At 51.4% G+C, this 25,007-nt stretch carries 19 protein-coding genes and 2 pseudogenes; 16 read left to right on the forward strand and 5 right to left on the reverse strand.

Features of this window, described 5'->3' with window-relative positions; genetic code table 11:
- Positions 1-91: 91 nt before the first annotated feature.
- From guaB to XMG59_RS07020, 4 genes and pseudogenes are all read left to right on the forward strand, one after another.
- The gene (guaB, locus tag XMG59_RS07000) at positions 92-1,561 is read left to right on the forward strand and encodes an IMP dehydrogenase (RefSeq protein ID WP_173481199.1); all 1,470 of its coding nucleotides are present in this window, start codon (positions 92-94) and stop codon (positions 1,559-1,561) included.
- Between the two features lie 90 nt (positions 1,562-1,651).
- Entirely contained in the window at positions 1,652-3,232 is a 1,581-nt protein-coding gene (guaA, locus tag XMG59_RS07005; protein WP_173483014.1) for a glutamine-hydrolyzing GMP synthase, read from the forward strand.
- A 111-nt stretch (positions 3,233-3,343) separates the two neighbouring features.
- Positions 3,344-4,837: an IS91-like element ISVsa3 family transposase gene (locus tag XMG59_RS07010; protein WP_173498430.1), complete on the forward strand. Its 1,494-nt coding sequence runs from the start codon at positions 3,344-3,346 to the stop codon at positions 4,835-4,837.
- A 236-nt stretch (positions 4,838-5,073) separates the two neighbouring features.
- A pseudogene (locus tag XMG59_RS07020) lies at positions 5,074-6,069 on the forward strand (IS91-like element ISVsa3 family transposase); the annotation flags it as partial.
- A gap of 254 nt (positions 6,070-6,323) precedes the next feature.
- Here XMG59_RS07020 and XMG59_RS07030 read toward each other — a convergent pair.
- The 3 genes and pseudogenes from XMG59_RS07030 to recG all read right to left on the reverse strand — a co-directional run.
- Positions 6,324-7,073: a VacJ family lipoprotein gene (locus tag XMG59_RS07030; RefSeq protein WP_173498432.1), complete on the reverse strand. Its 750-nt coding sequence runs from the start codon at positions 7,071-7,073 to the stop codon at positions 6,324-6,326.
- A 17-nt stretch (positions 7,074-7,090) separates the two neighbouring features.
- The gene (locus XMG59_RS07035; protein ID WP_173498433.1) at positions 7,091-8,356 is read right to left on the reverse strand and encodes an alpha/beta hydrolase; all 1,266 of its coding nucleotides are present in this window, start codon (positions 8,354-8,356) and stop codon (positions 7,091-7,093) included.
- 142 nt (positions 8,357-8,498) lie between these two features.
- Positions 8,499-9,839, reverse strand: a pseudogene (gene recG / locus XMG59_RS07040) (ATP-dependent DNA helicase RecG); the annotation flags it as partial.
- 22 nt (positions 9,840-9,861) lie between these two features.
- On the opposite strand from recG, the gene XMG59_RS07045 reads away from it, so the two are divergent.
- The 6 genes from XMG59_RS07045 to tadA all read left to right on the forward strand — a co-directional run bounded on the left by XMG59_RS07045 (position 9,862) and on the right by tadA (position 13,774).
- Positions 9,862-10,734, forward strand: coding sequence for a DUF6880 family protein (locus XMG59_RS07045; RefSeq protein WP_173498435.1), 873 nt, complete (start codon positions 9,862-9,864; stop codon positions 10,732-10,734).
- 314 nt (positions 10,735-11,048) lie between these two features.
- Positions 11,049-11,594, forward strand: a complete 546-nt coding sequence (locus XMG59_RS07050) for an NnrU family protein (RefSeq protein ID WP_173483013.1) — start codon at positions 11,049-11,051, stop codon at positions 11,592-11,594.
- Positions 11,595-11,624: 30 nt separating this feature from the next.
- Positions 11,625-12,176: a hypothetical protein gene (locus tag XMG59_RS07055; RefSeq protein WP_173498436.1), complete on the forward strand. Its 552-nt coding sequence runs from the start codon at positions 11,625-11,627 to the stop codon at positions 12,174-12,176.
- Between the two features lie 2 nt (positions 12,177-12,178).
- Positions 12,179-12,730, forward strand: a complete 552-nt coding sequence (locus XMG59_RS07060; RefSeq protein ID WP_173494915.1) for a hypothetical protein — start codon at positions 12,179-12,181, stop codon at positions 12,728-12,730.
- 135 nt (positions 12,731-12,865) lie between these two features.
- The gene (locus XMG59_RS07065; RefSeq protein WP_173483010.1) at positions 12,866-13,168 is read left to right on the forward strand and encodes a hypothetical protein; all 303 of its coding nucleotides are present in this window, start codon (positions 12,866-12,868) and stop codon (positions 13,166-13,168) included.
- 102 nt (positions 13,169-13,270) lie between these two features.
- Positions 13,271-13,774 (forward strand): tRNA adenosine(34) deaminase TadA, encoded by a 504-nt coding sequence (tadA, locus tag XMG59_RS07070; protein ID WP_371731755.1) that lies wholly within the window; start codon positions 13,271-13,273, stop codon positions 13,772-13,774.
- On the opposite strand, the gene mltF is transcribed toward tadA, so the two are convergent.
- Positions 13,758-15,170: a membrane-bound lytic murein transglycosylase MltF gene (gene mltF / locus XMG59_RS07075; protein WP_256429699.1), complete on the reverse strand. Its 1,413-nt coding sequence runs from the start codon at positions 15,168-15,170 to the stop codon at positions 13,758-13,760. The genes tadA and mltF overlap by 17 nt on opposite strands.
- 104 nt (positions 15,171-15,274) lie before the next feature.
- Here mltF and purL point away from each other — a divergent pair, with 104 nt between their 5' ends.
- Positions 15,275-19,177: a phosphoribosylformylglycinamidine synthase gene (gene purL / locus XMG59_RS07080; RefSeq protein ID WP_173498438.1), complete on the forward strand. Its 3,903-nt coding sequence runs from the start codon at positions 15,275-15,277 to the stop codon at positions 19,175-19,177.
- A gap of 87 nt (positions 19,178-19,264) precedes the next feature.
- Here purL and XMG59_RS07085 read toward each other — a convergent pair whose 3' ends face one another.
- On the reverse strand, positions 19,265-20,224 hold the full coding sequence (locus XMG59_RS07085) for an outer membrane protein assembly factor BamD (RefSeq protein WP_173481191.1): 960 nt from the start codon (positions 20,222-20,224) through the stop codon (positions 19,265-19,267).
- Between the two features lie 127 nt (positions 20,225-20,351).
- Between XMG59_RS07085 and rluD the strand changes: the two genes are divergently transcribed.
- The 5 genes from rluD to umuC all read left to right on the forward strand — a co-directional run bounded on the left by rluD (position 20,352) and on the right by umuC (position 24,899).
- Complete coding sequence (gene rluD / locus XMG59_RS07090; RefSeq protein ID WP_173481190.1) at positions 20,352-21,320, forward strand: 23S rRNA pseudouridine(1911/1915/1917) synthase RluD; 969 nt, start codon at positions 20,352-20,354, stop codon at positions 21,318-21,320.
- Positions 21,317-22,057 carry a peptidoglycan editing factor PgeF gene (pgeF, locus tag XMG59_RS07095; protein WP_173494917.1) on the forward strand — a complete coding sequence of 247 codons (741 nt, stop codon included), beginning with the start codon at positions 21,317-21,319 and terminating at the stop codon, positions 22,055-22,057. Before rluD ends, pgeF begins: the two co-directional genes overlap by 4 nt.
- Positions 22,047-23,114 carry a nitronate monooxygenase family protein gene (locus XMG59_RS07100; RefSeq protein ID WP_254447075.1) on the forward strand — a complete coding sequence of 356 codons (1,068 nt, stop codon included), beginning with the start codon at positions 22,047-22,049 and terminating at the stop codon, positions 23,112-23,114. The genes pgeF and XMG59_RS07100 overlap by 11 nt, the downstream gene beginning before the upstream one ends.
- Before the next feature lie 88 nt (positions 23,115-23,202).
- On the forward strand, positions 23,203-23,634 hold the full coding sequence (umuD, locus tag XMG59_RS07105) for a translesion error-prone DNA polymerase V autoproteolytic subunit (RefSeq protein ID WP_173481187.1): 432 nt from the start codon (positions 23,203-23,205) through the stop codon (positions 23,632-23,634).
- Positions 23,634-24,899: a translesion error-prone DNA polymerase V subunit UmuC gene (gene umuC / locus XMG59_RS07110; protein ID WP_371743734.1), complete on the forward strand. Its 1,266-nt coding sequence runs from the start codon at positions 23,634-23,636 to the stop codon at positions 24,897-24,899. Before umuD ends, umuC begins: the two co-directional genes overlap by 1 nt.
- Positions 24,900-25,007: the final 108 nt, after the last annotated feature.

Consider the following 25,007-nt stretch of genomic DNA (forward strand, 5'->3'; position numbering starts at 1 on the left):
CGCTATTTACTGCGACTTTAGATTGATAAAAAAGGCGAATTTTAGTAATGTATTGGGCTAATTTTTTGCCCATTTAGACAGGTTTTTTAGAATGTTACGAATTGTTGAAGAGGCTTTGACCTTTGATGATGTACTTCTCGTTCCCGCTTATTCAGAAGTGTTGCCTAACGCCGTTAGTTTGAAAACACGTCTGACCAAGGGTATCGAACTCAACATCCCACTGGTTTCTGCGGCGATGGATACCGTGACTGAATCTCGTCTTGCGATTGCTATGGCGCAAGAGGGTGGTATCGGCATCATTCATAAAAACTTAACCATCGAACAGCAGGCTGAAAATGTTCGCCGAGTGAAAAAGTTCGAGGCGGGTGTTGTTACTGATCCAGTCACTTGTCAGCCGACTACAACGGTTCGTGAAATCATCGCGCTGTCTCGTGAAGTGGGCTTCTCTGGTTTTCCTGTTGTTGAGAACGGCGACCTAGTCGGTATCGTCACTAGCCGTGATGTTCGCTTTGAAGAGAACCTAGACACCCCAGTCTCTAACATCATGACACCCAAAGAGCGTCTAGTGACGGTGGGTGAAGATGCGACTCACAAAGAGATCTCTGACCTTCTGCGTAAACACCGTATCGAGAAACTTCTAACCGTAAACGAGCAGTACCAACTGACCGGTATGGTGACGGTTAAAGATATGAACAAGGCGCAGGCTTACCCTAATGCGGCTAAAGATTCTCGCGGTCGTCTACTGGTAGGTGCTGCGGTAGGTACTGGTGCGGATACAGAAGCTCGCGTTGCAGCACTGGCTGAAGCGGGTGCCGATGTCATTGTTGTTGATACGGCACACGGTCACTCAAAAGGTGTTATTGATCGTGTTCGTTGGGTTAAACAGAACTTCCCAGATGTACAGGTGATCGGCGGTAACATCGCAACAGCAGATGCTGCCATCGCGTTAGCGGATGCGGGTGCTGACGGCGTTAAAGTAGGTATCGGCCCTGGTTCTATCTGTACGACACGTATCGTCGCAGGTATCGGTGTGCCACAGATCAGTGCGGTAGCCAATGTGGCTGCGGCGATGGCTGAGCGTGGCGTGCCTCTGATTGCTGACGGTGGTATCCGTTTCTCGGGTGATATCTCCAAAGCGATTGTTGCGGGCGCCTCTGCCGTCATGGTGGGCTCTATGCTTGCCGGTACTGATGAAGCGCCAGGTGAAGTTGAGCTGTTCCAAGGCCGTGCATTTAAGTCATACCGTGGTATGGGTTCTTTAGGTGCGATGTCAGGATCAACTGGCTCTTCAGACCGCTACTTCCAAGATGCGAAAGCGGGTGAAGATAAGCTTGTACCAGAAGGCATCGAAGGTCGTGTACCTTCGAAAGGTCCGCTGGCAGGCGTTGTACACCAGTTGATGGGTGGTCTTCGCGCCTCTATGGGTTACACCGGTTCAGGTGATATCGACACCATGCGCACTAAACCAGAGTTTGTTCGTATTACCAATGCAGGTATGAGCGAGAGCCACGTGCACGATGTCAGCATCACTAAAGAGGCACCAAACTACCGCGTCGGTTAAGACTCGATAGTTAGAATTTCAGTGGGGTAACTCAGGTTGCCCCATTTTTAGTTTTAAGGGCAGCTTGCCCGCAGTTGGAATCAGAAAGAAATGAGCCAAGATATCCATTCGCAACGCATACTTATTCTAGATTTTGGATCGCAGTACACCCAGTTGATCGCACGTCGTGTTCGTGAAATCGGCGTCTACTCTGAGATCTATGCTTGGGATATGGACGAAGCTGACATTCGTGCCTTCAATCCAAAGGGTATCATTCTAGCCGGTGGTCCTGAGTCTGTGACGGAGTTGGATTCGCCACGTGCTCCACAGGTGGTTTTCGATCTGGGTATTCCGGTTTTGGGTATCTGTTACGGCATGCAGACCATGGCAGAACAGCTTGGCGGTAAAGTGGCTTCGTCGGACGAACGTGAATTCGGTTATGCACGTGTCCGTTTGATGGATAACGCCAGTCGTCTACTTGAAGGTATCGAAGATCATATGGCAAACAACGGTGTCATGTCGTTGGATGTCTGGATGAGCCACGGCGATAAGGTCGTTGAGTTACCTGAGGGTTTCTCAATCATCGCTGCGACTGAATCAGCACCTGTTGCCGCTATGTGTGATCCTGCTCGTCAACTTTACGGCGTGCAGTTCCACCCAGAGGTGACTCATACGAAACAGGGTCTGCGTATTCTTGAGCGTTTTGTCCGTGACATCTGTGGTACTGAAGCACTTTGGACGCCGGCCAATATCATTGCGGATCTGGTTGAGCGTGTTCAAGCTCAGGTGGGTGACAATAAAGTATTGCTTGGCCTATCGGGAGGTGTCGATTCCTCTGTGGTTGCAGCGCTTCTGCATAAAGCGATCGGCGATAAGCTGACCTGTGTCTTTGTTGATAACGGACTTCTTCGCAAGAACGAGGGCGATCAGGTCATGGAGATGTTTGCGAACAACATGGGTGTTCGTGTTATTCGTTCTGATTCTGAAGATCTCTTCTTGGGTCGTCTTAAAGGTGAAGCGGATCCTGAGAAGAAACGTAAGATTATCGGTAATACCTTCATTGAAGTATTTGATGATGAGGCGGCTAAACTAACTGAGTGTCGCTTCTTGGCTCAGGGCACCATCTACCCGGATGTGATTGAGTCGGCTGCCTCGAAGACCGGCAAGGCGCATGTGATCAAGTCGCACCACAACGTGGGTGGTCTTCCTGAAGATATGGCATTTGAGTTGGTTGAGCCACTGCGTGAACTGTTTAAAGACGAAGTTCGCAAGATCGGTCTTGAACTGGGTCTTCCCTACGATATGGTCTACCGTCACCCCTTCCCAGGCCCTGGTCTCGGTGTTCGTATTTTGGGTGAAGTTAAGAAAGAGTATGCCGACATTCTTCGTGAAGCGGATGCGATCTTTATCGAAGAGCTGCATAAAGCGGATTGGTACCATAAAACGAGCCAAGCCTTTGCCGTATTCCTACCCGTTAAGTCCGTAGGGGTTGTGGGTGATGGCCGCCGTTACGAATGGGTCATTGCGATTCGTGCCGTTGAAACGATCGACTTCATGACCGCTCGTTGGGCTCACCTACCTTATGAACTGCTTGAAACAGTCTCTAGCCGTATCATCAACGAAATTCCGCAGGTCTCTCGTGTGACATACGATGTTTCGAGCAAACCACCTGCAACCATTGAGTGGGAGTGACGGGCACTGGCTGGCAATGTCTAGCAACGGCAGGCATTTCGGCTGAGGGTAAAAGAACTTTCCGCTAAGCGATAGACTGTATGTAAACACAGTATTGCAAGGACGCGGAACATGCCTCATGTGGCGGCCAGGACGGCCAGCCGGGATCGGGATACTGGTCGTTACCAGAGCCACCGACCCGAGCAAACCCTTCTCTATCAGATCGTTGACGAGTATTACCCGGCATTCGCTGCGCTTATGGCAGAGCAGGGAAAGGAATTGCCGGGCTATGTGCAACGGGAATTTGAAGAATTTCTCCAATGCGGGCGGCTGGAGCATGGCTTTCTACGGGTTCGCTGCGAGTCTTGCCACGCCGAGCACCTGGTCGCTTTCAGCTGTAAGCGTCGCGGTTTCTGCCCGAGCTGTGGGGCGCGGCGGATGGCCGAAAGTGCCGCCTTGCTGGTTGATGAAGTACTGCCTGAACAACCCATGCGTCAGTGGGTGTTGAGTTTCCCGTTTCAGCTGCGTTTCCTGTTTGCCAGCCGGCCCGAGATCATGGGGCGGGTGCTGGGCATCGTTTACCGCGTCATTGCCACGCACCTGGTCAAGAAAGCGGGCCATACCCACCAAGTGGCCAAGACGGGCGCGGTCACCCTGATCCAGCGTTTTGGATCGGCGCTCAATCTGAATGTTCACTTCCACATGCTGTTTCTCGACGGTGTGTATGTCGAGCAATCCCACGGCTCAGCGCGTTTCCGCTGGGTCAAGGCGCCGACCAGCCCAGAGCTCACCCAGCTGACGCACACCATCGCCCACCGGGTGGGTCGCTATCTGGAACGGCAAGGCCTGCTGGAACGGGATGTCGAAAACAGCTATCTGGCCTCGGATGCGGTGGATGACGACCCGATGACACCCCTGCTGGGGCACTCGATCACTTACCGTATCGCTGTCGGTTCACAGGCGGGGCGAAAGGTGTTCACTTTGCAAACTCTGCCGACCAGTGGTGATCCGTTCGGTGACGGGATTGGCAAGGTAGCCGGGTTCAGCCTGCACGCCGGCGTGGCGGCCAGGGCCGATGAACGCAAGAAGCTCGAACGGCTGTGCCGGTACATCAGCCGCCCGGCGGTATCCGAGAAGCGGCTGTCGTTAACACGAGGCGGCAACGTGCGCTACCAGCTCAAGACGCCGTACCGGGACGGCACCACGCACGTCATTTTCGAACCATTGGATTTCATTGCAAGGCTGGCCGCCCTGGTACCGAAGCCCAGAGTCAACCTAACCCGCTTCCACGGGGTGTTCGCACCCAACAGTCGGCACCGGGCGTTGGTCACGCCGGCAAAACGGGGCAGGGGCAACAAGGTCAGGGTGGCTGATGAACCGGCAACACCAGCACAACGGCGAGCGTCGATGACATGGGCGCAAGGGCTCAAGCGTGTTTTCAATATCGACATCGAGACCTGCAGCGGCTGCGGCGGCGCCATGAAAGTCATCGCCTGCATTGAAGACCCTATAGTGATCAAGCAGATCCTTGATCACCTGAAGCACAAAGCCGAAACCAGCGGGACCAGGGCGTTACCCGAAAGCCGGGCGCCACCGGCTGAGCTGCTCCTGGGTCTGTTTGACTGACGAGCCTGAAGGCCAACGATACCAATCAAAATGCTGCGTTCACAGCGCCGCGGCAGGGATCCGCCGTGCTGGTTGTCGGAAAAGGAGCCGCTAGTGGGAAAGAGGAGGGTAAATTTTCAGCGTTGCTGGCTCCCCGTCAGCCGGATTGGGTTGCATCGCAGGGGTGTCGAAAGAGTCAACTGCGGTCCAAAGCTGTTGGACTTGGGTGAAAAGGGCGTTTATTCTTCCTATACGTAGTGGCCAAGACGGGCGCGGTCACCCTGATCCAGCGTTTTGGATCGGCGCTCAATCTGAATGTTCACTTCCACATGCTGTTTCTCGACGGTGTGTATGTCGAGCAATCCCACGGCTCAGCGCGTTTCCGCTGGGTCAAGGCGCCGACCAGCCCAGAGCTCACCCAGCTGACGCACACCATCGCCCACCGGGTGGGTCGCTATCTGGAACGGCAAGGCCTGCTGGAACGGGATGTCGAAAACAGCTATCTGGCCTCGGATGCGGTGGATGACGACCCGATGACACCCCTGCTGGGGCACTCGATCACTTACCGTATCGCTGTCGGTTCACAGGCGGGGCGAAAGGTGTTCACTTTGCAAACTCTGCCGACCAGTGGTGATCCGTTCGGTGACGGGATTGGCAAGGTAGCCGGGTTCAGCCTGCACGCCGGCGTGGCGGCCAGGGCCGATGAACGCAAGAAGCTCGAACGGCTGTGCCGGTACATCAGCCGCCCGGCGGTATCCGAGAAGCGGCTGTCGTTAACACGAGGCGGCAACGTGCGCTACCAGCTCAAGACGCCGTACCGGGACGGCACCACGCACGTCATTTTCGAACCATTGGATTTCATTGCAAGGCTGGCCGCCCTGGTACCGAAGCCCAGAGTCAACCTAACCCGCTTCCACGGGGTGTTCGCACCCAACAGTCGGCACCGGGCGTTGGTCACGCCGGCAAAACGGGGCAGGGGCAACAAGGTCAGGGTGGCTGATGAACCGGCAACACCAGCACAACGGCGAGCGTCGATGACATGGGCGCAAGGGCTCAAGCGTGTTTTCAATATCGACATCGAGACCTGCAGCGGCTGCGGCGGCGCCATGAAAGTCATCGCCTGCATTGAAGACCCTATAGTGATCAAGCAGATCCTTGATCACCTGAAGCACAAAGCCGAAACCAGCGGGACCAGGGCGTTACCCGAAAGCCGGGCGCCACCGGCTGAGCTGCTCCTGGGTCTGTTTGACTGACGAGCCTGAAGGCCAACGATACCAATCAAAATGCTGCGTTCACAGCGCCGCGGCAGGGATCCGCCGTGCTGGTTGTCGGAAAAGGAGCCGCTAGTGGGAAAGAGGAGGGTAAATTTTCAGCGTTGCTGGCTCCCCGTCAGCCGGATTGGGTTGCATCGCAGGGGTGTCGAAAGAGTCAACTGCGGTCCAAAGCTGTTGGACTTGGGTGAAAAGGGCGTTTATTCTTCCTATACGTTAACAGCAAGTTTTAACATCTACCTTTGAACGGCGATTTCTCTGGCCCGGAAGTAGAGGAACCGGATCATTTCGTACTCAAATGCTGAGCCTGAGCCGTAATAACGGAATGGGACATTCTTACGGGCATCAATAGCTCGTAGCAAGGAGAGCGCGAGCTCTTCCTCGGTTTTCATATCCAATTCGCTGATAAGCGCGTTGTAGACCAGCGTATCAACCAGGGTGCCGAATCCGTCTCTGGCACTTGAAGGCCCCAGCAGAGGGATCACCAAATATGGGCCTGAGTTTACGCCCCAATAGCCAAGTGTCTGACCAAAATCCTCTTTCTCTTTGTATACACCCATCTTAGTGGCCGGGTCCCAAACCCCGAGCAGCCCGATGGTGGTGTTGGTGGCAAAGCGAAAAGCGGTTGTCATAGCGCGCTCACCCTTGAACTGCAGAACAGAGTTCATAAAGGTGGTGATCTCCCCCAGGTTACTGAAGAAGTTAGTTACACCATCTTGTACAAGTTCAGGAGTGATCCACTGGTAGCCGCTAACAACAGGCAGGATCACATATTGATCAGCCTTGGCATTGAAGTAGTAGGAGCGGCGGTTAAAGCCTTCCCACGGGTCATTATTTTTTGAAATCCCGTTTTCGGCGAGGTTTTCCGGCATTGGCAGCACAGGTTCTATCGCATCAGCCTCGAGCTCGGGAGTCGCACTACAGGCACCCAGCAGTAAAGCCAGAGTTGCCAGTGACAGGTTTCTAAATTGTTTTAAAGTCATCATGATTGCTAGCTCCCTGCTTATATATCTGACGCGAAGAAAGCCAGCATGTGGTCAACCCAGACTTTTTCGTCCATGTTGCCGCAATGGCCACCGTAGGGGAATATCTTCGCTCTGTCACCAAAGGTTTTGGTGAGAAAAGCAAGGTCCGGGCTGGTCAGGATAATGTCATCAGAGTTGGTGACTACAGCAATTTTTTCTGAGTTCATCAGGTAGCCAGCTAAGCTGGTAAGGCTCAGGCGATCGATCATTTGGGCGCGATCCAGTCCTGGCTCTTTTTCAGAAAAAATTGGGATCATGGCGCGCTCAAAATAGGTCAGAAAACCAATTTGAGAGCCACGAGCAAAGCTATGGCTAATGCTTTCAAACTTGCCAATCTTGTGATTTTTGTAGGTTAGAGCGCCCCAGTTTTGCATGACGTCAATTGCAAAAATCATATCTGTTGAACTGATGCGGAAGGCTAAACCAATCAATTGTGCCAGTTCGGCGTCATTGACCCCGGCTTTAACAAACATACTGTAGAGGAACTCTTCTGAAAGCTCCACCCGTTCGGCGTTAGAGACGTTTTCGCCAAGCCGGGTAAAGATGCTGTTGACTGTATTTTTAATACCCTCGGTTCCGACAGATTCAACATAACCGTCCAGTTTAATGACTGAGTTATAGAGACTAACCGGGGGGTTCACGATAAACACTTTCTTGAAGTTAAAGACCTTCTTCTCTTCGTCCAGCTTACTGACAAACGCTGAGTGTGCGCCACCCAGGCTGTACCCCGTCAAGTAGTAGTCGGTAACTTGCAGCTTGTCGCCAAGCTCATTTTGCGCATGTGCCAGCGTTTTCTGCATCACGCTGTATATTTCGGCAGCATCTTTTTCCAGGTAGCCAGGAATTTTCATCTCTGATGCCGCGACGATAAAGTTTGCATGGGTGGGTGAGGTAATTGAGATAACGTTGTAGCCCGCTTTATAAAAAGCACGCTCCAGCGCTTTCATTTTACCGCCGTCGAACTTACCGCCCGTACCTGCGATAGAAAAAACCAGTGGCGCAGGTTTTTCCTGATAGACCACTGAGTATTGAAACTCTTCGTGATACCAGAATACATCTAGTGCATCCTGCTCTGGGAACAGGTCTATTCCGTACACTTCACGGTTGATGTCTTCGAGCGCAGGCAGTTCTGCTTTGTAGGCTTCGGGGGTGCCAAATACTGTCGCCTTGAAGGGGTCAGTAAAAGGGAAGTCGTAAGCTTCGGCAGCGGATGCGGTCGCAGCGCACAACCACATCGCTCCCATCAGGAGTATCCGTTTCACCATTCTTATCCCCGCATGCATTGGAAAAATAAGTCATTTCTTTCGAATGACTTTAATTGATTATGTCCTATTGTGGCTAGATTAGATGTGAAATGTGAAAAAAAGTAAATAGGGTGACTCTGGATTAAACCGAACCATACTGCAGTTGGTAGGGCAACCAGCGTTGCTGGAGGGGAACAACTAATTGGGGGTGATCTTTCACAATGCGTTGCGCTAACTGTTGTGCTGAAGGGATTAAGCCCTGATCCCGACTGAGATCGGCGACTTTCATCTGGGCGAGGCCGGTTTGTCGGGTGCCTAATAGTTCGCCGGGGCCGCGGATCTCAAGGTCATGCTGTGCGATCTGAAATCCATCATTGGTTTGGCGCAGAACGCCAAGGCGTTTGGTTGCAGTGTCAGACAGTGGCGCGTGATAGAGCAATACGCAGTGGCTGCTGACGCTGCCACGCCCAACCCGTCCCCGTAACTGGTGCAATTGTGCCAAGCCAAGTCGCTCAGGGTTTTCAATGATCATCAGGCTTGAGTTTGGCACGTCAACGCCGACTTCAATCACAGTTGTGGCGACTAGCAGGTCTATCTCACCCGCTTTAAAGCTCGCCATGACCGTCTGTTTCTCATCGGCTTTCATTCTGCCATGGACCAGACCAACACGAATCTGAGGGAGTAATGCCTGCAGCGTTGCTGCTGTATCCTCTGCGGCCTGACATTGCAGTACTTCTGACTCTTCAATCAGGGTACAGACCCAATAAGCCTGTTTACCGTCGAGGCAAGCCTGACTGACACGTTCAATGACCTCGTTTCGACGGGTATCAGGCACCGCAACCGTTGTCACAGGCGTTCTACCCGGTGGCAGTTCATCAATAACAGAGGTATCCAGATCGGCGTATGCCGTCATCGCCAGTGTCCGCGGGATCGGCGTTGCCGTCATAATCAGTTGGTGAGGGTAATTGGCACCCTGTCCCCCTTTTTCACGCAGTGCCAAGCGTTGGTGCACTCCGAATCGGTGCTGTTCATCAACAATCACCAATGCCAACTGTTTAAATTGCACCTGCTCCTGAAAGATAGCGTGCGTACCCACAATCAATTGCGCGTCACCAGTTGCGATCTGCTCCAGCGCCTGATTTCGGACTTTTGTTTTCTGTTTGCCCGCTAACCAGGCGAGTTTAATGCCCAACGGCTCAAACCAACTGGCCAGGTTGATGGCATGTTGTTCGGCAAGTAACTCTGTCGGTGCCATGAGGGCGACCTGTAACCCTTGTTCGAGTACCAAAGCGGCCGCCATGGCTGCAACCAGGGTTTTGCCTGAGCCTACATCGCCCTGAACCAACCGCATCATTGGGTGCGGTTGCGCCAGGTCGGCTGTTATCTCGCTAACCACGCGCTGCTGAGCGCCGGTCGGAGCAAACGGCAGACTAGCCAATAAGCGAGACTGTAAACTGCCTTTGGTCGTTATTTGTTGTGCTTGATGTTGATCGCTGGATCCGCTGTTGCCCAATGCACAGCTGCTGTTGACCCGGGATCAATTGAAGCAACTGGCCTGGCGTTACGAGAGCGCGTTGCGTAAGGCATTAAAAACCCCGGAACAAGCAGGCAAAGCCAATTTTACTGCTTTAGCCAACGGCGTGGCCATGGGGGCGATTGCGCAGGCGTTGCAGGATCCGGCCCTGTACGAACGGTCAATCCTGATTCGCTCACCCCAGCCTAATAGTCTGCAAATGAAGGATATTTGTGAAAACTTTTTGCAGTATGAGCAGCCGGAAGCGGCGATGCGCTATCTGAATCAGGCATGGGAAAGCCGTTTCGAGCATGATCGCCTGGAATTGCTGGATAAGGTCTATGCGCAAATGGGCGACCGGCAACAGCTCAAACAAGTTCGCTATCAGCTTTTCCAGGCCCAGCAAAGCCATGCCAGTTTCAAGCGCTACCTGGAGGTGCTGGACGAGGAGGAGAAATCAGACGCCTGTGATGAAGCAACAGCAAAAGCTGAGCAGGGCGGCAATCTACTGCGAAGTACCGAGCTGTTATTAAACCTGGGGCAGACCGATCGTGCCCAGGCCCTGGTTTTGTCGCGCCATCAGGAACTGGTGGAGTGTCTTTATAACAATGTGTTGCGGCTGGCGAAGGCTTTTGAAAAAGAGGGTTGCGATCTGGCGGCCACGGCCTGTTATCGCGCCCTGTTGCTGGATATCTTAATGCAGGGGCGTAGCAAGGCTTACGGCCATGGCGCGCGCTATTTTAAAAAGCTGGAAGCGCTGGCCGGGCGAATCAAGGTGTTCGACCCTCTGCTGGAGCATCACGCATTCGTGCAACAATTGCAGTCAGCGCATGGGCGTAAAAGCAGTTTTTGGGCACGCCTGTAGACTTGATGTAGTATTAAAGCCCGCTAATCGAGCATGAGTCTCATACGGATGCTCGGGTCGAAAGGGAATCCCCAGGCGAGTAACCTGTTTGCGGTGATCCATTAGCTGCAGGAGCAGAAGAGCATACATCTGGAAGCAAAGCCAGGAAAGCGGCCTATGGAGCTGTGCGGCAGCGCTCAGTAGGCAATTTTTCAAAATATTGTTAAGCCTTTTCTGAGCATGGTATTTTTCATGGTATTACCAATTAGCAGGAAAATAAGCCATTGAATATAAAAGATAAAAATGTCTTGTTTACAATAGAGTGGGAATAATCGATGTTTCTTTTAAGTTCAGGTGTTTTTCTCTGGTCATTAGCGCACCTTCTTAAGCGCATAGCACCCGCTTTTAGGGCCTCTTTAGGCAATCTTGGAAAAGGCCTGATCGCTGTTGCGATTCTGATCTCAGTGTTAATGATGGTATTCGGCTATCAACAGGTTGAGACGACTCACTACTGGGGTCGCAACCCCGCGATGGTCGGTATCAATAACCTGTTGATGCTGTTGGCTGTCTACCTAATGGTCGTTTCAGTCGTTAAAAGTGCATTGGCAAATCGTGTGCGTCACTTGCAACTGAGCGCTGTTAAAACCTGGGCAATTGCGCACTTGATGGTTAATGGTGACAGCGCGTCGTTTGTTCTGTTTGGTGGTCTGCTCGCTTGGGCCGTAGTCAGCGTGATACTGATTAATAAAGCGGGTAAGCCTGAACTTGAAAAACGACCAACGAGTCTTGTTCGTGAACTGATTGCCGCCATCGTTACGGCTGTTCTGTTTGGTGCCATAGCCATGGCTCATATGAAACTGGGCTACCCAGTTTTTGGTTAAGGGTCGACTGAGCGTTCAGGGATGAAGCAGATGAAACCATTAATCTTTGGATATCTCATTTTAATGGTCTCTATGCTGCTTCAGTACCAGGTCATTTGGCCTGCTGAGGCTGTGTTGCTGTCTCACTGGTCAGAAGGTCCAGCCAGTCTTCTGTTTCTTCCTCATGGCATCAAAGCGCTGTTGATCGTTTTGGTCGGACCGATTGCGGTTTTACCTATCGCTTTAGCTCATTTAACGACCGATATCCTGATCGGAGTCGATGCCGGAAGGATTCTCTTCTCTGCGTTTGTTAGCTCGGTTGTCATGTTAATACCGATGTTGATGTTTAACTACGTCTCGCAACGTCCACTCTTATCGGGTGTAATGGGATCAGGGTTCTCATTGCCTCAAATGACTCGGCTGACCTTCTCGGTTGGTTTGATTGCTGCACTTCTTAATGCATTGGCGAATGCGGCCTGGTATAGCGAGAGCGGTGTAACGCTTTTGGCGTTTCGATATTTAACGGGTGATCTGTTGGGTATATTCGTGGCTCTTCTGCTTTGGAGTCTATTGTCTCGAATTGCTCATAGAGTGAGTGATTAGTTGTGCTGCAGATTACGTTGTTTGCGCTACTCTCTGTTGGATTGCTTATCCAATATGAAGTGATCTTTCCGTTAGAGTCCTATCTACTGCCTGCTTCAGCGGCTAGCTTTCTTTATATTCCGCACGGCATTAAAACGGTGATGGTGGTGTTGTCTGGTTATCGAGCGCTTCTACCGATTTTTACCGCCCATCTTATGGCCTATGTGATATGGGCGGTTCCGACACCGTCGATCGCTTTAGATGCCCTAGTTAGTACACTGGTGATGTTTATTCCATTGGTTATTTGGAACTTTAATCGACTTGCACCACTGTTGGCGCCCCTGCCCATTGCTGACGACTCTAAATTGGTTCTGTTCAGAATTGTTCTGGCTGTCGCTTTTGTATCATCACTATTTAATGCACTTTTGCATACTCTACTGTTCACTAATGAGTCGATCGGACTGTTGTCGTTTAGATTTTTGGTAGGTGACTTGCTAGGTACTCTGCTCGCACTGACTCTGTTGATGCTGTCTAAGAAACACCTAGTGAATCTTATTAAGAAGCAGGTAAACTGACTTTTTAGTCAATTTCGCGATGTGGAATACCTTAGTTGATTGCTAGGTTTAATAAGTCTGCTATAATGCACAAGTTGATAGCAGTGAGAGGCTGTTAAGGCCGAAGTTCCTGCTGAATAATTAAAGGAACTCGGTATGAGCACTTTGAAATTTTATCTAGGTTTGATCAAGCTAATTGATTCAACCTCAAAAGAGCTGGGTTTGGATTCGTTGACTGATTCTGACCGTCAAGTTCTTAACATGCTTTGGGAAGTGGCTGATCAAAATACGGCTAAAGCCTCTCTTAGCTACGAAGTCTTTGCTGACTCTGCGATTGCAAAAGGGATTAAAGTCTCTCGCTCGCAATTCTTTAAGTCATTGAAAAAACTTGAAGATGTTGAGTTGATTAAGCGTGTTGAAGGGCCTCGTAGCTCTACTTACCAGCTGAAAGCTGAGTAATCGCTCGTTAAAAGCAAAACATCAGATTAAAGCTGCACACTGTGCGGCTTTTTTGTTTTTGGGGTGCAAGTTACCATAGGGTTTTAAAATTTAGGACGTAATGTGGACGATCAGTATTGGATGAGGCAGGCGCTTGAGCTAGCGGCGCAGGCGGGTGAGCACAACGAAGTGCCTGTGGGTGCAATTGTTGTCCTTGATGATCAAGTCATAGGTCGTGGCTTTAATCGTCCAATCAGCGGCTGTGATCCATCAGCACATGCAGAGATCCAAGCCCTCAGGGATGCTGCTAATCGTCTTGAGAACTATCGCCTTGTGGATGCAACGCTCTATGTAACGATCGAACCCTGTTCTATGTGTGCTGGTGCCATTGTGCACTCTCGTATCAAGCGATTGGTGTTCGGAGCCTTGGAGCCCAAAGCGGGGGTGGCAACTAGCCAAGCTCAATTTTTTGTTCAGCCTTGGCTCAATCATCGTGTGGAAGTGCAGGGTGGGTTACTGGCAGATGAGTGCTCATCAATGATCAGTGACTTCTTTGCACGCCGTCGAGATGAAAAGCGACAAGCCAGGCTCAACAAGTTTGGCGAGGCCTCTAATCCAGAGGTTTAAGTTTGATAGAACGGTTTTGATTCAACCGCCTGAACGGTTCAATGATCTGCGTATACTTTTGAATGTTGTTCACATAGGTGACGGGTTCACTACCGCGAGCCTCTCCATGACGGGTTTTGGCCGCAATCTCTGGATCTTCAAGTAGTGGTAAAAACTGCGCTACATCCTCCCACCTGTCAGCATTTTTGCCGCCACGTTGAGTCAGTATGCGAGCATCCTCTAGGTGTCCAAAGCCAACATTATAACCGGCCATGGCTAACCAAAGTCGTTCGGGCTCTGGAATACGATCAGGCACTTTTTCTTCCATTTTTCTCAGGTATTTTGCACCCCCGATGATGCTCTCTCTGGGGTCTGTTCTCTCCTCAACCCCCATCTCTTCTGCTGTCGCTTGCGTGAGCATCATGATGCCTCGCACGCCTGTGCTAGAAACGGCATCCTCATCCCAGTGCGACTCTTGATAGCCCACCGCGGCGAGAATGTGATGATCGAGCCCAACCAACTCGCCTGCTTCAACGAAGTAGGGGTTTAAAGGCTTATAGCGCTCCTCAAGTGCCATGCGAAAAGCGTGTGTCTCGACAAAGTTAAGGGGATTTTTGGGTGGGGTAGAGTCTCTGTTGAGCTGCTCAATCAGCCTCTTGGATTCGGGTTTTTCTAACCAATCGCTTACGGCTTGGTTTAGAGTTTGATCTTCACTTTTTAGCGAGTACCAAACAGCAGGAGCATCGCTTTGGATCTCAAAGGCTTTTGCTAACTCGGGGTGATAGCTTTTCACGCGACTGAAAAGATCGGAAGGTACAACCGCGAAGGTGGCCTCTCGGTTCTGCAGCAGTGTCATCAGATCTAGATGATTGAGCTCCTCCAAAAGATCAACCTCTATATCGGGTTTGATGCTGAGCAGTTGGGCCGCCTCGGCGCTGCCATCCAAAGCAAGAATGTTGCCCTCTTTGATATCAGCGAATGATTTAGGACGCTTGAATCCCTGGGTCTTTCTGTAGATAACCAGTGACCGGCTGTCGCGATAGCTTGGATGGGGTTGGTATATCGACTCTCGAGATGGCGTTAGGTGAAGATTGGCAGCTGCAATATCGGCTCGACGATCACGCAAAGCCTGAAAAACATGTTGGTGATCCTCCGCAATAATGAATTCGATACCGACACCCAGATGATCGGCAAAGTTTGTCGCAAGTTGATACTCAAAGCCTGTGCGAGTCTGATCAATATCGAGTGTGGATAGGGGGGCTGCAAGTGAAACGACACGTAGATAGCCTCTATCTGTTATCTGTTCGATCAGCGGTTTTCGGTTAGCACTGGTCAAGACAATCCAAACCGCCAGAAACAGAATGCCGGCAGTATAGATATACGGTCTTAATCTTGGTGCTTGTCGAAGGATAAACATTCGTATTGATTAGCTGCTAGCTCTCCCTAATTGCGTCAGTTTGCGCTAAAATTGCACGTTTTCCAACGCCTGATTCGCAGGATCACCAAGAGGCCTCTGAAACCATGCTCGTTTTGCGCGGAGCTCCAGCTCTTTCTGCCTTCCGTCACGCTAAGCTTTTTAACGCTGTTAGCCAAAAAGTTCCGTCAGTTACCGGACTTTATGCGGAGTTTGTTCACTTTGCCGATATGAACTCTGAGTTGAGTTCTGAGAAACACTCGATTCTTGAGCGTATTCTACGATATGGGCCAAAAGCGGATCAGCAAGATCCCAAAGGCAAACTTATTCTGGTTGTTCCTCGTCCAGGTACTATTTCACCTTGGTCCTCTAAAGCGACTGATATCGTGCACAACTGTGGCTTGGATGCGATTGATCGTATTGAGCGCGGTACGGCGTTTTACGTTGAAAGTGCTTCAGAGCTAAGCGAGCAAGAGTTGAGCGATGTTCAGGCCGTGCTTCATGATCGCATGGTTGAAGCGGTCATGAGCGACCTAGAGCAAGCTAGCTCACTATTTAGACACGAACAGCCACGCGAAATGGGTCGTGTTGATATCCTGGGCGGTGGTCGTGAAGCCTTGGCTACCGCTAACCAAACATTGGGTCTAGCACTGGCTGAAGATGAGATCGATTACCTTGTCGATAGCTTCAAAGAACTAGGCCGTAACCCAGCTGACGTAGAGTTGATGATGTTTGCACAGGCGAACTCAGAGCACTGTCGTCACAAGATCTTCAATGCCTCTTGGGATATCGATGGAGAAGCGCAGCAGAAATCTCTGTTCGGTATGATCAAGAACACCAATGAGCTAGGCGGCGAAAAAGTTCTATCAGCGTACAAAGATAACGCGGCTGTTATCGAAGGTTGGCAGGCACCGCGTTTCTACCCGAACTCTGAATCTCAACAGTACGGCTACAATGATGAGCCTGTACATATCCTGATGAAGGTTGAGACCCACAACCACCCAACCGCTATTGCGCCTTTTTCGGGCTCTGCAACGGGTTCTGGCGGTGAAATTCGCGACGAAGGTGCAACAGGTCGTGGTGCTAAACCTAAAGCAGGTTTAACCGGCTTTACGGTCTCTGATCTAAACATTCCTGGTTTTGAGCAACCATGGGAGTCGAAATACGGTAAGCCTGAACGCATTGTGTCGCCACTCGATATCATGATCGAAGGTCCAATTGGTGGCGCGGCGTTCAATAACGAATTTGGTCGTCCAAACCTGAACGGTTATTTCCGCACCTTTGAACAATCGGTACCTGGCGCAAACGGTGAAGAGGTACGTGGATATCACAAACCGATCATGCTGGCCGGTGGTATGGGTAATATCCGTGCTGACCATGTTGAAAAAGGTGAGATCGAGGTTGGTTCTAAACTGATCTGTCTAGGCGGTCCTGCAATGTTGATCGGTCTCGGTGGTGGCGCTGCTTCCTCAATGAGTTCAGGCAGTTCATCAGCCGATCTTGATTTTGCGTCTGTTCAACGTGGCAACCCAGAGATGGAACGTCGCTGTCAGGAGGTTATTGACCGCTGTTGGCAGCTAGGTGAAGCCAACCCAATCGAGTTTATCCACGACGTAGGGGCAGGTGGTCTTTCGAACGCATTCCCAGAATTGGTAAAAGACGGTGGTCGTGGTGGTTACTTCCAGCTACGTAACGTCAACAACGATGAGCCAGGAATGGCTCCGCTAGAGATCTGGTGTAACGAAGCGCAAGAGCGTTATGTGATGTCGGTTAAACCGGCGGATCTTCCGCGTTTTGAAGAGATCTGTCAGCGTGAGCGTTGTCCTTATGCTGTAGTCGGTGAAGCGACAGAAGATCACCACCTCACTCTGAACGACACACACTTTGAAAATAAACCGGTTGATCTACCAATGAGCGTGCTCTTTGGTAAACCGCCTAAAATGCACCGTTCGGTTACTCGCGCACAGTACGAAGTGCCTGCGTTTGATAGCAGCAACATTAAACTGGCTGAAGCGGTTGAACGTGTTCTCAAGCTGCCAGCAGTTGCCTCTAAATCTTTCTTGATCACCATTGGTGACCGCTCGATTACTGGTCAGGTTGTTCGTGATCAGATGGTTGGACCTTGGCAGGTACCTGTTGCCGACTGTGCAGTAACCTCGACAGGCTTTGTCGGTTACACCGGTGAAGCGATGGCAATGGGTGAGCGTACACCACTGGCTGTGGTTGATGGCCCTGCATCTGGTCGTATGGCGATTGGTGAGACACTCACCAACCTTGCTGGCACACCGATTGAAGCCCTAAGTGATGTGAAGCTGTCAGCCAACTGGATGTGTGCTGCAGGTCACCCTGGTGAAGATGAGAAGCTGTACGATACCGTTCGCGCGGTAGGTATGGAGTTGTGTCCTGAACTGGGTATTACGATTCCAGTGGGTAAAGACTCGATGTCGATGCGTACTGTATGGCAGGATGCTGATGAGCAGAAATCTGTGACATCACCACTCTCATTGGTTATCTCTGGCTTTGCACCCGTCTCTGATGTTCGCCGTGTACTGACACCTGAGCTTCGCACGGATCAAGGTGAAACGGATCTGATCTTGTTGGATCTTGGGCAGGGTAAAAACCGCTTGGGCCTATCGGCACTAGCGCAGGTATTTAACGAAGTGGGCGCTGATGTTCCAGATCTTGATGATGCGGATCAGTTCTCTACCTTCTTTGCCGCCATTCAAGGCCTGAATGAGCAAGGTTTACTGCTGGCTTACCACGACCGTTCAGACGGTGGCCTCCTAGCGACCATTGCAGAGATGGCGTTTGCTGGTCGCACTGGTGTTGACTTGAGTTTAGATCTTCTAGCATCTGATAAGTCTGAAATTGCAGCGGCGCTGTTTGCGGAAGAGCTCGGTGCGGTCGTTCAGGTTAAGCGTGAAGATACAGAACAGGTACTGACTGAGTTGAATGCGGCTGGTATCGGTGAGATCGCATCAGTGGTTGGTGCTTTGAATCCTGATGATCTGTTGAACATCAGTTTCGATGATGAAGAGGTCTACTCTGAAAGCCGAGTAACGCTGCAGCGTTGGTGGGCAGAGACCTCTTATCAGGTGCAATCACTGCGTGACAACTCTGACTGTGCTAAGCAGGAGTTTGACGCGCTGTTGGATGCTGAAGATCCTGGTCTGAATGCCGACCTTTCGTTCGATGTGAATGAAGATGTTGCCGCACCCTTTATCTCTACTGGGGTTCGTCCAGAGATGGCTGTTCTGCGTGAGCAGGGCGTTAATGGTCAAATTGAGATGGCTGCTGCGTTTGATCGCGCTGGCTTCAATACGGTTGATGTTCACATGAGTGACATCCTTGCAGGTCGCATTGAGTTGGATCGCTTTAAAGGCCTAGTGGCTTGTGGTGGTTTCTCTTACGGTGACGTATTGGGTGCGGGTGAAGGTTGGGCTAAATCGGTTCTATTTAATGACCGTGCGCGTGATCAATTCAGTGCCTTCTTTGAGCGCCAAGATAGCTTCGCACTGGGTGTCTGTAACGGTTGTCAGATGCTCTCTAATCTACACGAACTGATTCCAGGAGCTGAGCTGTGGCCACACTTTGTGCGCAATGAATCGGAGCAGTTCGAAGCGCGTGTAGCGATGGTTGAAGTGCAGAAATCGAACTCACTGTTCCTAGCGGGTATGGAAGGTTCGCGTATGCCAATTGCTGTTGCACACGGTGAAGGTCGCGCTGAATTTGCCGATGCGTCGCATCTGGCTAATCTAAGTGGTTCAGGCACTGTGGCGTTGCGTTATGTAAATAACCGCGGTGAATTGACGCAGAACTACCCAGCGAACCCGAACGGTTCACCAGAGGGTATTACCGGTGTTACCTCTGCCGACGGTCGTGTCACCATCATGATGCCTCACCCAGAGCGAGTGTTCCGTGCCGTACAGAACTCTTGGGCTCCAGATCAGTGGAGTGAAGATGGTGCATGGATGCGTATGTTCCGTAATGCACGTAAGTGGGTTGGCTAAGCCACCCACTGTTAGCCACTCATTTTAGAGTGTTGAACGCATAAAAAAGGCGACCCATCGGTCGCCTTTCTTCTATCTTTTTTCTGACTATTCGAACAGTCCGAAGGTGATGCGATCGAATAGAGATCGCTCCTCATCTGCCTGCTCTGATGTGTCAGTCGCCTCTGTCGCTGGCGCTTCATCGGCACGCACCGGTTGAGCCAGTGAGCTGGTTGGTTGAATCGGCTCCGCCAGTTCTGTCCCTTCACCGAGCAGGCCAAAGCTTGCGGTGTAGATCAGATCATTGCGTGGTGCTTTGAATGAGCGTACTTGGTAGTCAGGGAAGTTGGTGGCCAAGACAGTACTCGCATCAGCGGCCAGTTCAGTCAGGCCGAGCTCAGTGTAAGCTTCTGCCATGATCGCTAAGGCATCCGGTGTTGCTGGTGTCTCTTGCAGATTTTCAACCACGTAACGACCACGGTTTGCGGCTGCCAACCATGCCTGACGTTTCATGTAGTAGAGTGCGACATGGATTTCGTAGGTGGCTAGACGGTTCTTGAGGTACTGCATGCGGCGTTGCGCGTCGGCTGCGTACTCGCTGTCTGGGAAGCGGTTGATCAAGGTTGTAAAGCTGTCGAACGAGTCGCGTGCGGCACCTGGATCACGCTGAGCCACATCAATGGGTAGGTATTTAGCAAAGAATGAGCGCTCGGCTTCAAAGGCGCTTAACCCTTTCATGTAGTAGGCGTAGTCGACGTTGTCGTGATTAGGGTGCAGGCGAATGAATCGATCAGCTGCGGCTGCAGCAGAGGTGTTTTGATTCATTCTAAAGTGTGCGTAGATCAACTCTAGCTGTGACTGTTCGGAGTAACGGCCAAATGGGTAGCGCGCTTCAAGAAGCTGTAGTTTCTCGATCGCCAGCTGGTTATTGCCCGCATCAATTGCACTTAGCGCCTCTTCATAGAGCTGCTCCTCTGGAACGTCGGGCTCTATTTTCTCCCCATTGCTACTACAACCCACCAGTAGAGTGGCAGCGAAAAGAGCGGGAATCAGTCGGTTAAAACGCATGTTTACATCCTAATCTATGCACAGCGGTTCAGCGCTGCGATCTCTATTGAGATATACTATTCAATATTCCTTATTTAAACACAGAGCTTAGCTCACCAAAACACTCTTAGAGCCAGATAGAGCAATAATGTCAGAACATATTCACCTTGAAGCCGTTGTACCCGATGAACTCTACGGTAAACGACTCGATCAAGCCGTTGCGCAGATCTTTCCCGACTACTCTCGTTCACGCCTGCAGGGGTGGATAAAAGAGGGGGAGTTGACCGTTGATGGCAAAGTACTTCGTACGCGCGACAAGCTGACCGGTGGTGAAAAGATTGTCGTCGATGCTCAAATCGCAGTGATTGAAGAGCATAAGGGTGAGGATATTCCGCTCGATATCGTGTTTGAAGATGAACACATTCTTGTGCTGAACAAACCCTCGGGTTTGGTGGTTCACCCTGCGTCGGGTCATGCCGAAGGAACACTGTTGAATGCTCTGTTGCATCACGCCCCAGAGGTGGCTCAGGTACCGCGAGCCGGTATTGTTCACCGCCTTGACCGTGAAACCACTGGGTTGATGGTTGTGGCCAAGACGATTCAAGCGCAGACCGATCTAGTTGAACAGCTGCAAGAGCGTTCGATGGGTCGCGAATACGAAGCGGTTGTTCAGGGTGTCATGATTGGTGGCGGTACCGTTGATGAGCCGATGGGTCGTCATAGTAAGAACCGTCTCAAAATGGCCGTTGTAGGTCTGGGTAAAGAGGCGATCACACACTACCGCGTGTTGAAGAAGTTTCGTTCACACACCCATATTCGCCTGAAGCTCGAGACAGGTCGTACGCACCAGATTCGCGTTCACATGGCGCACATTAAATACCCACTGGTCGGCGACCCGCTCTACGGTGGTCGTTTCCGTCTGCCGAAGAACTGCAGCGAGCGTATGGTACAGACCTTGAAAGGGTTTCGTCGCCAAGCGCTGCATGCGAAAAAGTTGGAGCTTTGGCACCCCTTTACCGGTGAGCACTGCAGCTGGGAGATCGATCTTCCAGACGATATGCAGCGCCTGCTGACCGTTCTTGATAAAGATGCGACGAAATACGATTACGAACTATGAACCTAATCTGGGCTGACTGGCCGGCACCGCCGAACATTAAAGCGCTCTGTACGACGCGCCAGGGTGGTGTCAGCTCAGCGCCATTTGATCAGCTTAATTTAGGTGATCACGTTGGGGATGACCCCCAAGCCGTCTTGGATAACCGTCAGTCTCTTCTGAATTCACTCTCTCTAGTAAAACCGGCACAGTGGCTGAAGCAAGTTCACGGTGTTGAAGTGGTTGAAGCCTATTCAGATCAACAGATTCGTGAAGCGGACGCCTGTTACACAACAGAACCTGGAGTTGCGTGCGTTATAATGACCGCAGACTGCTTGCCCGTTCTATTTACCAATCGATCAGGTAGCAAAGCGGCAGCTGCGCATGCTGGCTGGCGTGGCTTAGCGGAAGGTGTGTTAGAGCAGACACTTTCGCAGTTTGATGATCCGTCTGAGGTCATGGTGTGGATGGGGCCGGCGATTGGTCCCGATGCGTTTGAAGTGGGTCAGGAGGTGTATGACCGTTTCGTTGACGATCTGGCCCAGTCGCGTGACGCGTTTAAGCTCAGTCCCTCGCATCATGAGCGCTGGGTAGCTGATATCTACCAACTAGCTCGATTGCGTCTAAACAGAGCCGGTGTTCGTCAGATTTTTGGCGGCGGTTTATGTACTTACACTGATTCGGAGCGCTTTTTCTCTTACCGTCGCCAAGCTCAAACTGGGCGTATGGCCAGCCTAATTTGGATAGAAGATGATGAATAGCTCCGGTCTGGCTGGGTTCGGTATTACCCATCCTATTATTCAGGCGCCGATGGCGGGTGTGTCGACACCTGAACTGGCCGCGGCGGTCTCTAATGCGGGAGCGTTGGGCTCTATTGCGGTCGGAGCTGTTAATGCTGATACCGCGCGTCAATTGATCCAGAGAACGCGGGCTTTGACAGATCAACCATTCAACGTGAACCTGTTCTGTCATCAGCAACCTCAGCGTAGTGCAGAGCTTGAGCAAGATTGGATTGGGCGCCTAACTCCGCATTTCGATCGTTTCGGTGCGAATCCACCCGCTCAATTGAATGAGATCTACCTAAGCTTCCTAGATGATCCCAATATGTTGGCGGTACTGTTAGAAGAGCAGCCTGCGGTTGTCAGCTTTCATTTTGGTCTGCCTGAGCTTGCTTGGATTAAGCAGTTACAAAACAGGGGTATCCTGACGCTGGCCTGTGTCACCTCGTTGAGCGAAGCGCAGTTAGCGATTGCGGCGGGTGTTGATGCTTTGGTGGCTCAGGGTGTCGAGGCAGGCGGGCATCGTGGTCTCTTCGATCCTCACCAGGATTCAGGGCTAACGACAATGGATCTGGTCACTCAGTTGGTCTCTTCTGTTGAACGGCCGATTATTGCCGCAGGCGGCATTATGACAGGGGCTGATATTGCCGCCGCGTTGCATGCTGGCGCTGCGGCTGTACAGATGGGAACAGCCTTTGTGCTCTGCCCTGAATCTTCGGCCAATGCTGGATATCGAGCCAAACTAAGTCGTGGCGCTGCGGTTAACACCGAGATCACATCAGCCATCTCCGGTCGACCGGCTCGCGGCATTATCAACCGAGCTCATACAGAGATTGAGCCTGACAACAGAGCGGACATTCCCGATTACCCTCTGACCTATGATGCGATGAAGCAGTTGGCTACAGCCGCTGCTGCACAGGGCGACGAGGGGTATGCCGCACACTGGGCTGGAACAGGTGCTGGGTTGGCGAGATCCATGCCTGCTGCGCAGCTGGTCGAGACACTCGTGTCAGAGCTGCAAGCCTCACTCAACTCATAAAATCCGATAATCAGATTGCCTAATTTTTAGTAGTCGATATATACTGTTTATCCATACAGTATATTTGTCGATTGATTAGGTATTAACGATGGCGATTACGCAGATAGCTGATGCGGTCGATCTTACCGCTGACCATTTAAAAATTCCTTTCTATACAGAGAGTGTGCCGGCTGGTTTTCCATCACCGGCTCAGGACTACATTGATAAGACGTTGAGTCTTAATGAGCTCTGCATTAAGCACCCCAATGCCACCTATTTCGTCCGTGTCGATGGTGACTCCATGGACGGTGTGGGTATCTACAAGGGGGATGTCTTGGTCGTTGATCGATCGCTGACCGCTCAGCATGGTGACGTGGTGATTGCCAGTGTCAGCGGTGAGATGACGGTGAAGACGCTGCAGCTACGTCCACGCGTGCGTCTGGTTCCACAGAACCGACGCTACTCGCCCATCGAGTTGAAAGAGGGGAGTGAGCTGCAGGTGTTTGGTGTGGTGGTCAGTGTTGTCAGGGTGTTGAAGTAGTGTCGCAAGTGATCGCGCTGGTCGATTGCAATAACTTCTATGTCTCTTGCGAGCGACTGTTTCGCCCAGATCTGCAGGGCGTGCCGATGGTGGTGCTCTCTAATAACGATGGTTGTGCCGTCGCGCGCAGTGCCGAGGTGAAAGCCCTAGGCGTCAAAATGGGAGTGCCTCGGTTTCAGATTGAAGAGCTGATAGAGCAACACGGTATCTGCACCTTCTCTTCAAACTACACACTCTACGGCGATATCTCAGCGCGTGTCATGAATACGCTGGAAGCGATCGCCCCGCGAGTGTTTGTCTACTCAATCGACGAAGCCTTTATGGATCTGTCGGGGCTGCAGAAAAACTACTCACTGTTGGAGTTTGGTCGTTTCACTAAAAGCAAAGTAGAGAAGGAGGTTGGTATACCGGTATGTGTTGGCATATCGACCACTAAAACCTTGGCGAAGTTGGCCAATCAGGGAGCCAAAAAGTACCTTTCTACGGGCGGTGTGGTTGATTTAACCGAGGTCGAACGACAGCGTAAGCTGATGGCGATGACCGAGGTGGGTGATGTCTGGGGAGTTGGACGTCGTATCAGTCAACGTCTGGAGTCGATGGGCGTTAAGAGTGCATTGGATCTTGCCGATGCTGACCCTAAATGGATACGAAAACACTTCTCTGTCGTGTTGGAACGGACGGTGTCTGAACTCAACGGGGTCTCTTGCATCCCCTTTGACGATTCCCCGCCGGTCAAGAAGCAGATTGTCGTGTCGCGCTCCTTTGGTGAACGCATCACCGAGCTAGCGGAGATGCGTAAAGCGATTGCTGGTTTTATTACTCGTGCTGCAGAGAAGTTGCGTAAAGAGGGGCAGGTGGCTCAGCATCTGCAGGTCTTTTTGCGCACCAGTCCGTTTGCAAAGAGTCAGCCGCAGTATGCCAACTCCACCAGTGAACGACTGGTAGAGCCAACGGATGATACGCGACAGCTATTGGCCGCTTCGATGCGCCTGATAGAGCGTATCTGGTTAGGTGGTTATCAGTTTGCCAAAGCGGGTGTGATGTTGAGCGACTTTTACGATCCAAAGCTTCAGCAGCAGACGCTATTTTGTGCGGAAGGGGAGAGTCGCAGTGAAGCGTTGATGGCTACCCTGGATCAGATTAACTATAAAACGGGTCGAGTACAGTTTGCCCGTCGTATCGACCGAAATCCTTGGGATATGAAGCGTGAAATGCTCTCTCCGCGTTACACCACCAGTTGGTTAGAGTTACCGCGCGTCAAATAGATAAGTGTTAAATAGTTAAAATAATGTCGTAAAAGTTTTATTAAGGCCCTTGAAATAGTCAGACTTACCCTCACATAAAAGATAGAAACATTCATAGGCCTTGCTTCG

The organism is Marinobacterium sp. xm-g-59 (genome assembly GCF_013283315.1).
Taxonomy (GTDB): domain Bacteria; phylum Pseudomonadota; class Gammaproteobacteria; order Pseudomonadales; family Balneatricaceae; genus Marinobacterium_E.